15 protein-coding genes are annotated in these 11,918 nt (G+C 38.5%); 13 read left to right on the forward strand and 2 right to left on the reverse strand.

The genetic code is table 11. The features are described 5' to 3' along the window. Window positions 1-7: 7 nt before the first annotated feature. From infB to IGL32_RS05055, 3 genes are all read left to right on the forward strand, one after another. On the forward strand, window positions 8-2,404 hold the full coding sequence (gene infB, locus IGL32_RS05045; protein ID WP_002357859.1) for a translation initiation factor IF-2: 2,397 nt from the start codon (window positions 8-10) through the stop codon (window positions 2,402-2,404). A 24-nt stretch (window positions 2,405-2,428) separates the two neighbouring features. Continuing rightward, window positions 2,429-2,779, forward strand: coding sequence for a 30S ribosome-binding factor RbfA (rbfA, locus tag IGL32_RS05050; protein WP_002360497.1), 351 nt, complete (start codon window positions 2,429-2,431; stop codon window positions 2,777-2,779). Between the two features lie 82 nt (window positions 2,780-2,861). Then, entirely contained in the window at window positions 2,862-3,092 is a 231-nt protein-coding gene (locus IGL32_RS05055) for a hypothetical protein (protein ID WP_002382231.1), read from the forward strand. Window positions 3,093-3,151: 59 nt separating this feature from the next. Here the strand turns inward: IGL32_RS05055 and IGL32_RS05060 are convergent, their stop codons facing one another. Together IGL32_RS05060 and IGL32_RS05065 are read right to left on the reverse strand one after the other, a co-directional pair. Continuing rightward, entirely contained in the window at window positions 3,152-3,637 is a 486-nt protein-coding gene (locus tag IGL32_RS05060; protein ID WP_002382232.1) for a toxin, read from the reverse strand. A gap of 34 nt (window positions 3,638-3,671) precedes the next feature. Further along, window positions 3,672-4,154 (reverse strand): helix-turn-helix domain-containing protein, encoded by a 483-nt coding sequence (locus IGL32_RS05065; protein ID WP_002360496.1) that lies wholly within the window; start codon window positions 4,152-4,154, stop codon window positions 3,672-3,674. Between the two features lie 169 nt (window positions 4,155-4,323). Here IGL32_RS05065 and IGL32_RS05070 point away from each other — a divergent pair, with 169 nt between their 5' ends. The 10 genes from IGL32_RS05070 (at window position 4,324) to IGL32_RS05115 (ending at window position 11,918) form a co-directional block, all read left to right on the forward strand. Beyond that, window positions 4,324-4,506, forward strand: coding sequence for a hypothetical protein (locus IGL32_RS05070; RefSeq protein ID WP_002379367.1), 183 nt, complete (start codon window positions 4,324-4,326; stop codon window positions 4,504-4,506). A gap of 45 nt (window positions 4,507-4,551) precedes the next feature. Further along, window positions 4,552-5,307: a DnaD domain protein gene (locus IGL32_RS05075; protein ID WP_002382234.1), complete on the forward strand. Its 756-nt coding sequence runs from the start codon at window positions 4,552-4,554 to the stop codon at window positions 5,305-5,307. A gap of 18 nt (window positions 5,308-5,325) precedes the next feature. Beyond that, a complete protein-coding gene (locus tag IGL32_RS05080) occupies window positions 5,326-6,168 on the forward strand; it encodes an ATP-binding protein (RefSeq protein ID WP_002379370.1) in 843 nt (280 codons plus the stop codon). Window positions 6,169-6,234: 66 nt separating this feature from the next. Continuing rightward, window positions 6,235-6,627 (forward strand): hypothetical protein, encoded by a 393-nt coding sequence (locus IGL32_RS05085; RefSeq protein WP_002360492.1) that lies wholly within the window; start codon window positions 6,235-6,237, stop codon window positions 6,625-6,627. 19 nt (window positions 6,628-6,646) lie between these two features. Further along, complete coding sequence (locus IGL32_RS05090; protein WP_002379371.1) at window positions 6,647-7,054, forward strand: RinA family phage transcriptional activator; 408 nt, start codon at window positions 6,647-6,649, stop codon at window positions 7,052-7,054. A 221-nt stretch (window positions 7,055-7,275) separates the two neighbouring features. Beyond that, complete coding sequence (locus tag IGL32_RS05095; RefSeq protein WP_002382237.1) at window positions 7,276-7,692, forward strand: hypothetical protein; 417 nt, start codon at window positions 7,276-7,278, stop codon at window positions 7,690-7,692. A 12-nt stretch (window positions 7,693-7,704) separates the two neighbouring features. Beyond that, window positions 7,705-8,217, forward strand: coding sequence for a phage major tail protein, TP901-1 family (locus tag IGL32_RS05100; protein ID WP_002365550.1), 513 nt, complete (start codon window positions 7,705-7,707; stop codon window positions 8,215-8,217). Window positions 8,218-8,249: 32 nt separating this feature from the next. Next, window positions 8,250-8,609, forward strand: a complete 360-nt coding sequence (locus tag IGL32_RS05105) for a tail assembly chaperone (RefSeq protein ID WP_002357848.1) — start codon at window positions 8,250-8,252, stop codon at window positions 8,607-8,609. A 17-nt stretch (window positions 8,610-8,626) separates the two neighbouring features. Then, window positions 8,627-8,995, forward strand: coding sequence for a hypothetical protein (locus IGL32_RS05110; RefSeq protein ID WP_002360486.1), 369 nt, complete (start codon window positions 8,627-8,629; stop codon window positions 8,993-8,995). Continuing rightward, window positions 8,985-11,918, forward strand: coding sequence for a phage tail protein (locus IGL32_RS05115; RefSeq protein WP_430600101.1), 2,934 nt, complete (start codon window positions 8,985-8,987; stop codon window positions 11,916-11,918). Before IGL32_RS05110 ends, IGL32_RS05115 begins: the two co-directional genes overlap by 11 nt.

Here is an 11,918-nt window from a genome sequence, read left to right on the forward strand (position 1 = left end):
TGATTGCATGGGAAAAAAAAGAATTTATGAACTAGCAAAAGAAATGAATAAAGCAAGCAAAGACGTTGTCGATAAAGCGCATCAATTAGGTATGGATGTTAAAAACCATATGGGCGCAATTAGTTCCGAGCAAGAAACAAAGCTTCGTCAAGCATTCGGAGGAGGAAGTACCGTAAATACTCAATCAAAAGCAACAAACAACCAAAAGCAACAAACAACACAAAATAAACCAGCCAATAAGAAACCAATGAACAATAAACCTGGTGAACAAAGAAATAACCAAAATCGTCCAAACAATCAATCAACGAATGGACAACAAAGAAACAACAACAACCAAAATCGTCACGGCCAAAGCAACACACAAAACCGTAGCAATCAAACAAATACAAACAATCAAAACCGCAATACCCAAAACAATAACGGTTCTACAACGAATCAAAATCGGACCAGCCAAAATAACAATGGCGGGAACAACCAAAACCGTGGCGGCCAAAACCGTAACAACAATTTTGGTGGCGGTCAAAATCGTAATAACCGGAATAACTTTAATAACCAAAACCGCAATCGTTTCAACAAAAAAGGGAAAAAAGGCAAACATCAACAAGAATCAGCGAAGCCAGCAGTACCAGCACGTAAATTCCGTGAATTACCAGATGTTTTAGAATATACAGAAGGTATGAACGTGGCGGATATTGCGAAAAAAATCCACCGCGAACCAGCGGAAATCATCAAAAAATTATTTATGATGGGTGTCATGGTTAACCAAAACCAAGCCTTAGATAAAGATACAATTGAATTATTAGCTGTGGACTATGGCATGGAACCGCAAGAAAAAGTTCAAGTTGATATTGCGGACATTGATAAATTCTTCGAACCAGAAGCAGTTGTTGAAGAAAACTTAACTACACGTCCCCCTGTTGTCACAATCATGGGACACGTAGACCACGGGAAAACAACATTATTAGATACATTGCGCCATTCTCGTGTGACTTCAGGTGAAGCAGGCGGTATCACGCAGCATATTGGTGCCTATCAGTTAGATATTGATGGCAAACCAATTACGTTCTTAGATACACCAGGACATGCGGCCTTTACAAGTATGCGCGCGCGTGGTGCCAGCATCACTGATATTACCATCTTAGTTGTTGCAGCGGACGATGGAGTAATGCCACAAACAATCGAGGCGATTAACCATGCCAAAGCGGCAAAAGTGCCGATTATTGTAGCAGTTAACAAAATTGATAAGCCTGGTGCAAATCCTGATCATGTGAAACAAGAATTAAGTGAACATGAATTAATTCCTGAAGAATGGGGCGGAGATACGATTTTCGTCAATATTTCAGCGAAATTCAATCAAAACATTGATGAGCTATTGGAAAATATTTTATTGATTGCTGAAGTAGAAGACTTAAAAGCTGATCCAACGCAAAAAGCAATTGGAACAGTGATTGAAGCGCGCTTAGATAAAGGTAAAGGTCCGGTTGCGACATTACTCGTTCAACAAGGAACTTTACATGTTGGTGATCCAATCGTTGTTGGTAATACTTACGGACGTGTTCGTGTGATGACCAATGACATGGGCCGCCGTGATAAAGAAGCAGGACCCGCAACTCCTGTAGAAATTACCGGATTAAATGATGTTCCTCAAGCGGGTGATCGTTTTGTGGTCTTTGAAGATGAAAAAACAGCACGTCAAGCAGGGGAAGAACGGGCTAAACGTGCGTTGCTTGAACAACGTTCAGCAAGTAGCCGTGTGACATTGGATAACTTATTTGAAAGTCTAAAAGAAGGCGAATTAAAAGAAGTTAATATCATTGTCAAAGCAGACGTACAAGGATCTGCCGAAGCCGTTTCAGCAAGTTTACAAAAAATTGATGTAGAAGGCGTTCGTGTGAAAATTGTTCACGCGGCAGTTGGGGCCATCAATGAAAGCGACGTAACTTTAGCCGCAGCAAGTAATGCGATTATTATCGGCTTTAACGTTCGCCCAACACCACAAGCGAAACAACAAGCAGAACAAGAAGAAGTTGATATTCGTTTACACCGTATTATCTATAAAGCCCTAGAAGAAATCGAAACAGCGATGAAAGGGTTATTAGATCCAGAATTTGAAGAAAAAATTACGGGTCAAATGACGGTTCGTGAATTGTACAAAGTATCTAAAGTTGGCACAATCGCTGGCTGTTATGTTACAGAAGGCTTTATTCGCCGCGATAGTGGCGTGCGTGTCATTCGTGATGGTATTGTTATTTATGAAGGTAAATTAGCAAGCTTGAAACGCTTTAAAGATGACGTGAAAGAAGTCAAACTTGGTTTTGAATGTGGCGCTATGATTGAAAACTTCAATGATTTACGTGTAGATGATGCGATTGAAGGCTTCATTATGGAAGAAATCAAACAATAATTTTAGTAATTGGAGGAAGACACTATGGCAAATTATCGTGACCGTCGTGTAGGTCAAGAAATCATGCGTGAAGTGAATGATATCTTGAACAAACGCATCAGAGATCCACGCGTCCAAGGCATCACTATTACAGATGTTCGTGTGACCGGTGATTTACAACAAGCAACGATTTATTACAGCTTGTTATCTGATTTAGCTTCCGAACAACAAAAAGCTCAACAAGGCTTAGACAAAGCCAAAGGACTGATTCGTAAAGAATTAGGACAACGGTTAACCTTGTATAAAACACCAGAGTTGATTTTTGAAAGAGACGAATCTGTCCAATACGGAAATCACATTGATGAGTTGATTCGTAAGTTGAATCAAGGTGAATAATTAAAAAGAAAAAGCACACCAGACGAATGGTGTGCTTTTTCTTTTCATGATTTCTTGATAAAATAGTCATGGAGGTGCAAAGATGAAAAGAATTGTTGTTTTCTATAAAAATGGAGATCGTTATTTAAAAGAAATGGGTTCAGGCAAGAGTTCCCTGTACTTTTTTCTTTTCTTCTTTGTACTACATAGTATGCGGGAACATATTATTCAGTTCATCGGATTTTGGCCGTCATTTATATTCGTCCTTATACTTGTCCCCAATCTTATGCTTGGCGTTGGACATATTAACCATTGGTACAAAAAACGCTCTTGAATTTTCCAGAATACTTTTAAGCATGGAACAAAATCCTTATTGATTTTGTTCCATGCTTTTTAAGTTAACCCAGTATTTAATACCATCACAGAATAATCCCTAAATTCAAAAATCCGTCCTTTATAAAGATAAGTGGCGCCATACTTTTGTCGATAGTACGTAATCACATTTTTTAATGTTTCAACATCGATTTCCAAAAATTCAGCACAAGAATAATGGTTACTTAAGCCAGCTTCAGAGCAACGAATTAAATCGTCTAATGTAACTAATTGCTCTAAGGCCACATTGCGAGCTTTCAACTCTTGCTTCCGATTTTCTGTACAATTTTGATTTAAAATAGTGCCAACGGATGTTTGATAATGCCCGTATTCCTCGGCTAAAATATTCTTCTTTTGACGGGTACTCAATGTTTTTTCAATATAAATTTTGCCATTTCGATACAACCCATAACAACCTGTTTGATTGTATAAATCAATTTCTAAAACCGTCACATCCTTTTGAATGGAACTGACGAGTTTTTCATAATCATTCACTTTACCATTCACCTGCCATTACTTAATAAAAAGAGTAGATGGGAAGTTAATCCTCTTTTTTGTCAGAAGAAATCGATTGTTGATATTTGGCATCAATTTCATCCAAGTAATCGTGAATTTTCTCGATCTCTTCTTTTGAAAATATCTTTTCTGGATCCCCAGCGTGGGCAGCCAGTGTCATTTCGTCACGGCGAGGGAATGAGAGAATTTCTGCTTGCGTTTGTTGTTCGTGTAATTGTTGTTCGGCAAATTGATAAACGATGGCTTGTCGTTGGGGTTCTAATTTTTTATAAATGCGGTCGATAGTTGAGGCATTTTTTTCCATGGGAACTTCTTGTCCCATCAACCAGGCCTCATTAATGTCTAATGCATCTGCAATGCGATAAACTTTGTCTTGTTTTGCTTCGTAACGACCAGCTAGCCAATCGCTGATCGAAGATTTACCGATGCCAGTTTTTTTCGCTAAATCACTAGGTTTGATGTTCTTGGCTGTTAAAGCCTCTTTTAAACGGACAGCAAAAATGTTCATATTTCCGAACCTCCTATTGCCTCAAAGTATACTATACCTGTTTAGAGAAGGCAAGTAACAATCGCAATTAAATTTAGAAGTTCATAAAACCGAACTTATGAGTTGACAGTGAAAATATTTGATGCTAAGATAGAGCCATTCAAATGTTCGGTTAACTGAACTAATTTTTTTGAACACTTTGTTCGGGAAACCGTATTTTGGTGGGAAGGGTGAAGAAATGAGTCGGAATTATAAAAAAACGTTGTCGGATATGTTACTTTTAGCAATTATTTTATTAATAAGCAGTGTCTCAATAAAAATTGGGGCCATCGTGATTGGTATGATTGGCCTCATGGAATTACTAACAGAGTAACAATAATTTAGTCAAAAGGAGAGAAGCGGATTGGCAGAACGACGCATGTTTGCAAAAACGATTATTGATAGTGATGCGTTTTTAGATATGCCCTTATCAAGTCAGGCTCTGTATTTTCATTTAGCGATGCGTGCCGATGATGATGGATTTATCAATAATCCCAAAAAATTGCAGCGAATGGTCGGTTGTGGGGAAGACGATCTAAAATTGTTGATGGTTAAAAAATTTATTCTAGTATTTGAAAGTGGTGTGATCGTTATCAAACATTGGAAAATTCATAATTATATTCGCAGTGATCGTTACAAACCAACCTTGTATCAAGAAGAGAAAAATCAGATTGTTGAAAAAAATAGCAAAGCTTATACGTTTAAAGCAGAATCGTCTGTCGGTGGTCAACCAGCTGACTACCAACGGTTACCACAGGAAAGCATAGTCCAGTCTAAGTTAGGTCAGAGTCAAGGCAGTAGTTCAGAAAACGATTGTTTAAAGATGATTTATCATTTTTATGAGGAAAACGGCTTTGGTACACTGGCCTCAAAAACAAGCCAAGATTTTAAGTATTGGTTGCAAGATTTTATACAAAAAGGGGCTAGCCAAGAGGAAGCATGCCAATTAATCTTGCATGCTTTAGGAATTGCCGTCGATCGAAATAAACGGAATTACGGCTATGTAAATGCTATTTTGAAAAGTTGGGAGCAACAAAATTATTTATCCGTACATGAAGTTCTGGTAAATGATAAAAAACAAGTGTTGGAGCATGCGCCGCAAATGACAGAAGAATATCAAGAGTTAGGTTTTTAAAGAAAGGAGGAAATCAGTATGCATGCGACAGATCAAACTTTTCAAATACTATTGAGTCAATTGTTAGAAAAAGTTGAAGACCGTTGTCCTGAATGTGGCAGTGAACAATATGTTTGGCAACAAAAAAATAAAGATGGCACAGAACGTTGTGCCCCAACTTGTTGGTCGTGTGGGTATAAAATGCTAAAAAAACATGAACAACAAGCCAATCAACAACGTTCTCAAGAGAGTTTTATGGCACGTACACAAAAATTTTTTCATCAAGGGTCCTTAATTGCTGATGATGCGCTACGGCAATGTCGTTTAACCAATTACCAAACCACTGAATTAGAAACAAGACAAGCAAAAGAACGGGCCTTAGCAGCAGTTTCAGCGATTGTTGAAGGAAAGCCAATCCACGTTATTTTTTCAGGGAAACCTGGTGTCGGTAAAAGTCATTTGGCTATCAGTATTTTAGTTGAAGTCTTAGAACGCTCTGCATATCAAAAGTATTGTTTATTTGTCAGCTACTCTGAGTTATTAGAAAAACTAAAAATGTCCATGAATGAATCGGCCAAAAGCCAAGCAAAGGCTCAAGCGTATATTACTAGAATGAAAAAAGCAGACGTTTTGGTTTTAGATGATTTAGGTGCTGAATTAGGAATTAAAAATAAAGTTAGTACGGATTTTAATAATGACATCTTAAACCGAATTTTAGAAGCTAGACAGAATAAAGCAACTATTTTTACTACTAATTTTTCTGGAAAACAACTGGTGGAGGCCTATGGAACACGCATTATTTCTCGTCTAATGAAGCACGCCAGTGGCTATGTTTTCCAATATAAAGACACAACAGACAAACGAATGAGGAGTGTGAAATAAATATGTTAACAATTATTATTGGGTTTATCTTTTGGACAATGACACTAATGTTAGGTTATCTAATTGGTGAAAGAGAAGGCCGTAAACATGAGTAATTTAACAAAACGTAAAAAAGATTTATTTGAAATGAAAAGCGTTGTATTTAAAGATATTTCAAAGCAACAAAGCGAAAAAGCACAAAAAAGAAAACGACTCTTACAACTAATGAATCAATATCCCGATTGGGCAAGTCAAAAAAATAAACTTATTATGCAGGAAATTCAAGAATTAGGACAAGCAATCGGTAATTGGTCGATGGATCAATCAAGACCCATCCAATCCATCAAGGCCGCATCGTTTACAAAAAGCGAGTATCTCTATTTAATTTGGCTCGGTTATTCAGATGAAGCGATTCGTCACGGCTTAGACATGTCGAAAGAGTGTTATTTTATTTATCGATTAACACTTTTAAATGAATAAAAGTAAAGGAGATTAACCAATGCGTACGTCAACATTTAATTATATCAAAGATATTTTAGCAGACTTTTATAAAACAGAAGAGTATATCCGTCAACGGGAAGAAGAATTACGGCACCCTTATCAAGAAGCAGATTTAAATGCTGGTATTAGAGGACAAGGACTTCACTCTGTAGTGACCGAACGAATGGCGATTACGATAGCTATGGATCGTCGTCTGTGGAACTTAGAGAGAAATCGAGACATTATCAAAAATTGTTTAGCCGAAGCGGATGAACAAACGCGCGTGATTATTGAAGAACTATATATGAAAAAACGGCCCTCTTTAACATTAATTGGACTTGCCCAGCAATTATTTATTAGTAAAAGCCAAGCCTATAAATTAAGAAATCATTTCTTTGAAGCGGTGGCGGATGAACTAGGGATGTAAACATGGAAAAAGCGTGGAATTTTTTCAGGTGTCAACATGGTAAATTAATAGTGTCGAAAGAGATAGATAAACGTGAGGCAACCAAAAAAATGAAGACACGGAATTCTATGATTTTGACTGCTTTCTTGTGTCAGCTATGAAGGAGCAGAAAATGCCGGCTACTTTCAAGATCCTTCATTTTGACTAGAAGAGAGCCAATTTGTTAACCAATCCTGAATTTTTTGAATGGAAAGGTGGCGCTAAAAATGAATGAAGCGGAACAAGAGTTATATGAAGCCCTTGTTGCAATCTGCCAGACGTCAGGATTTTTGTTGCTAGAGGAACTGCCGACAGATTTACCAGATCAGCCATTTGTTTACTTAGGTGATAGTAAAGAATTACCTAAGCCAACTAAATCAGCTATTTTGGGAGAGATTGAATTAATAATGCATGTTTATGGTGCGTTATCTGAACGACAACAAATTTCTACAATTAAAGGAACGATTTTACGGCAGGCAACCAGTAACTTAAAACGAACGGCTCATTTTAATTGGGGTATCAAACATCAAGAAGTCAAAGCACAAATGGTAAAAGATACCAAACAAATGAAAAAAACAATTTGGCATGCTGTACTACCATTACACATGCAATTTTACTAGGAGGAATTATCAATGGGAGAAGTTATGCAAGGAAAAGACCGTATTTTATTAGTTCGTCGCTTGGATGAAGCAGCGACAAAGAAAGCAATGAAACCCTTATTTCAAATTGAACATGAATGGGAATTCTCACGTGAATCGAGCGGTACGCAAACAAAAGATGGCGTCGCGAATGCTGTTTCTGGTTTAGAAGTTACGTTATCGTTAAGCGGTTTAGCCTCTCGAGATGATGAAAATTTATACATGAAAGACGCAGTCGAAGATGGCATCTTAATGGAATTTTGGGATGTTGATTTAAAAGGTGAAAAAAATGCGGAAGGTAAATATCCAGCAATTTATGCCCAAGGTTATGTAAATTCATGGAGTTTACCAGCCAATGTAGAAGAATTAGTAGAAATCGAAACAGAAGCCTCTATTAATGGCAAGCCACAAGATGGCTTTGCAACAGTAGAAGCAGATATTATTGCAGAAGCACAATATGCGTTCCAAGATACCGTTCCAGATAAAGCACCACAACCTGGCGAATAATCAAAAAGTGTTGAATTTTAGGAGGATAAAAAATGAATTTAGAGATTAACGGAAAAACAATTGAAGTGAAATTTACGATTGGCGCGATTCGCGAATTAGATAAACGTTACCAAATTGAAAATGGCGCTGCCAAATTCGGCATGGGCATCAGTTCAGCAATGATTTATTTACGCCAATACAATCCAGTAATCTTAGTTGACATCATGGAAGCTTTACAAAGTGGGCAATTAAAAATAGGTAAGTCGGAAATTGAAGCATGGTTAATGACCCAAGATGTCAAAAAACTTTCAGATGATTTGCTTAAAGAAATGGGAAAGCAACCTCTTACAAAACCAATGATCGATCAGTTCAGCAAAGAAGCGAAGAAAGCAGAAGCGCAAGCGACCAACTAATTAAAACGAGCGATGACGTGTATCACGACATCGCTCTTTCTGCTTTTCGCTACTTAGGCTGTCGTTCATTTGAAGAAGTGGATCAGATGACCATGTCTGAATTTGAATTACGAATGATTGCTTTTAATTTAGCAGAAGTAGATGAAGAGCGGAAAAGGCACGAGCTTGCCTACTTAAATGTTAAAGCGCAAGCGACAAACAAAAAAGGAAAACCCGTTTTTGAAAGCTTTAAAAGTTTTTATGATTATGAAAAACGAGTTGCTGAAGTTCTGGCAGCTAACCAGCCACAACGAACAAAATTAAATGAGCGGAAAAAAACGCAACTTGCCACTGTGGCAGAGCGTCTACGCCGCTATCGAGAAGGGAGGAGAGTAGATGGAGAATGACAAAGAAAAAACGCCGTTATCGGAGGCAAAGAAAAGCCTTGCAGGCGTCCAACAAGCATTAAAAAGTATGAGCGGTGAGTATGCCTTATTAAGTGGATATTTAGGGAAAATTAGTGCGGGTGTCAATCAGTCAGCCACGGTCATGAACACATTTAAAACCGTCATGCAACAATCTGGAGAAACAGTGAAAAAAACAGGAGACGAAACAGCAAAGGCAGCAGATCAAATGAACACAGCGTTAACAGATTCTGCTGAACAAGCCGGTGAAGCAGCTAAAAAAGCGGGGAAAGAAACCTCTGATGGCTTTACTAATGCACAAAATAATATGCTGAGCTTTGGGACGGCCATGACTAGTGCCGTTTCCTTACCTATGCTGAACGTTTTAAAAACAGCTATGGGCGTCGGTGCTGGGGTCAGTGGCGAATTTCAAGGAATGCAAGGACTGATTATGGCCAGTGCAGGAGGGATTTCTGATTCATTGCAAGGCGAGTTGCAAGGGGCATTGACTCAGATGAATCAATCATTTGAAGTGGCGGCACAAGTGATTCAAAGCGTGATGGCTCCAGGAATGGAAATTTTGGTTCAAGTGGTTATTACAGTCGTCAAAGGCATTACAGCTTTGGTTAATTTATTTATCAAATTACCAAAACCCGTCCAAGTTTTTATTGTTGCCATTATGGGCATTTTAGCCGCCATTGGGCCCATGTTGATTATGGTAACGATGGCTCAGCTAAAATTTCAACAGTTTAGTGCTGGTTTGGCTCTTGTACAAGGAAACATTGGGAAGTTAGGTGGTGGCTTATCAAAACTAAGTGCTAGTTTTAGTGCCTTAGGTGGAGGACCATTAATTTTAATTGTAGCAGCCGTTTTAGCAGCGGTAGCAGCGTTTATTTATTTCTATAAAACCAATGAAACATTTAGAAATAGTATCAATAGCTTAGCTAGTGCCATTCAAGGAGCTGTTTCAGCGGCGTTTGGCAAATTGGTAGGATTGCTACAACAGATCCAGCCGGCCTTTCAGCAAGTAATGGCAGTTTTTAAACAATTTTTTGCAGTAGGCTTAGAGAAAATGGCGACTATTTTTTCAACAATTGGTCGTGTGCTAGCAGGCGTTTTTGCCAGCGGTTTGCAATTAGGTAGTAACTTATTAGGGCAATTTGGTGGCACCTTTGACAAAGCTGGTTTAGCGGTTGGTCTTTTGGTAAAAGTTCTGACAAAGGTTGCACTGGCTGCATTAGGAATTTCTGGGCCGTTTGGTCTAATTATTTCCTTGATTGTTTCATTCGTGACGGCCTGGATGAAAACCGGTGATTTGAGTGCGGGTGGTATTACCCAAGTCTTTGATAATTTAGGTAACACGATTACATCGGTTACAACAATGCTGGCAACTAATCTACCGAAAGTTATACAACTTTTTACAACAGTCTTAACCAGTATTCTCGGGAAAATAACAGAAGCTATTCCAAGCATCGTAACCGCGTTATCTAGTTTAATTACGTTAATTGTTGGTGCGATCGTTGCCAATTTGCCAGTCTTAATTGAAGCGGCAACACAAATTATTACTACGTTGATTCAGGGGATTACAACAGTCTTACCAATGTTGATAGAAGTTGGTTTGAGCTTATTAATGACTTTAGTTAATGCGATTGTCACCGCCTTGCCAACAATTACAACTGCAGCGATTAATATCATCACTACATTAGTGACAGCTTTTGTCACAGCGTTACCAATGCTAGTTACAGCAGGTGTTTCAATTATCACGGCCTTAGTCAATGCATTTGTTACTATGTTACCGTTGATTTTGACTGCTGGTTTACAAATTTTGCTGGCATTAATCACTGGGATTATGACGATTTTACCTCAGTTAATTCAATCAGCGCTGACGATTATTCTAGCGTTAGTGACAGCGTTGATAGGTGCCTTACCACAGATTATCAGCGCAGGTGTCAAATTGTTAATGGCGTTAATTCAAGGAATTATTTCGATTTTACCAACCTTAGTTGCGGCAGCTATTACCTTAATTTTGACATTGGTAAATGCCTTAATTGGTGCCTTGCCACAAATCATCAGCGCAGGCGTCAAATTGCTAATGGCTTTGATCCAAGGGATTATTTCAATTTTACCGCAACTGGTTACTGCAGCAATTACGCTAATTACCGCTTTAATGGGTGCGTTAATCAATGCGTTGCCACAGTTGTTAAGTGCTGGGATTCAACTGATTCAAGCCTTAATTAATGGTGTACTCAGTCTATTGGGTGCCTTGCTGTCCGCAGCAGGAACATTAATCTCACAAATGATCACGAAGATTGGTTCTTATTTTGGTCAACTGTTAGCTTCGGGCGGACAGTTAGTTGAAAATATCAAAAATGGGGTTACCAATGCAGCCAATCAGGTAAAAAATGCCATTGGTTCTGTAATTGAAGGTGCTTGGCAAGCAATCCAAGGTTGGTTTTCAAAATTCACCGATGCCGGTGCGAATATTGTCGGCATGATTGCTGATGGAATTACAGGCGCAATTGGAAAAGCCAAAGAAGCAATCGATGGAGTTGTCAGTAAAATTCGTAACTTTTTACCATTTTCACCAGCAAAAGAAGGTCCCTTATCTGATTTGCATAAATTGAATTTCGGCGGCACGATTGCCACGGGGATTTATGCAGGCGAAACAGCCGTTAGTAGAGCAATGGCTTCTATTTTAGATTTACCGCTGTTAAATGATTTTGCCTTGGACTTAGCTGGTCGAGGAAACTTCACGGCAACGATTGACCATCGTTTAGAAAATGATGCATACAATCGACCATTATTTGTGACAGTAGAGTCAACGTTAGATGGAAAAGTTGTCGCAGCAACTACGGCGCCTTATTTAGCAACAGAGTTACAACGACAACAAGTGAAACAAAATAACCGCTTAGGAAGGAGAGGATAA

This window comes from Enterococcus sp. AZ035, assembly GCF_050548325.1.
Lineage (GTDB): Bacteria > Bacillota > Bacilli > Lactobacillales > Enterococcaceae > Enterococcus > Enterococcus faecalis.

Coding starts and splice junctions, on each gene's coding strand:
- infB (WP_002357859.1), top strand. CDS start 8: ATGGGAAAAAAAAGAATTTATGAACTAGCAAAAGAAATGAATAAAGCA.
- rbfA (WP_002360497.1), top strand. CDS start 2,429: ATGGCAAATTATCGTGACCGTCGTGTAGGTCAAGAAATCATGCGTGAA.
- IGL32_RS05055 (WP_002382231.1), top strand. CDS start 2,862: ATGAAAAGAATTGTTGTTTTCTATAAAAATGGAGATCGTTATTTAAAA.
- IGL32_RS05065 (WP_002360496.1), bottom strand. CDS start 4,154: ATGAACATTTTTGCTGTCCGTTTAAAAGAGGCTTTAACAGCCAAGAAC.
- IGL32_RS05075 (WP_002382234.1), top strand. CDS start 4,552: ATGTTTGCAAAAACGATTATTGATAGTGATGCGTTTTTAGATATGCCC.
- IGL32_RS05080 (WP_002379370.1), top strand. CDS start 5,326: ATGCATGCGACAGATCAAACTTTTCAAATACTATTGAGTCAATTGTTA.
- IGL32_RS05090 (WP_002379371.1), top strand. CDS start 6,647: ATGCGTACGTCAACATTTAATTATATCAAAGATATTTTAGCAGACTTT.
- IGL32_RS05100 (WP_002365550.1), top strand. CDS start 7,705: ATGGGAGAAGTTATGCAAGGAAAAGACCGTATTTTATTAGTTCGTCGC.
- IGL32_RS05105 (WP_002357848.1), top strand. CDS start 8,250: ATGAATTTAGAGATTAACGGAAAAACAATTGAAGTGAAATTTACGATT.
- IGL32_RS05115 (WP_430600101.1), top strand. CDS start 8,985: ATGGAGAATGACAAAGAAAAAACGCCGTTATCGGAGGCAAAGAAAAGC.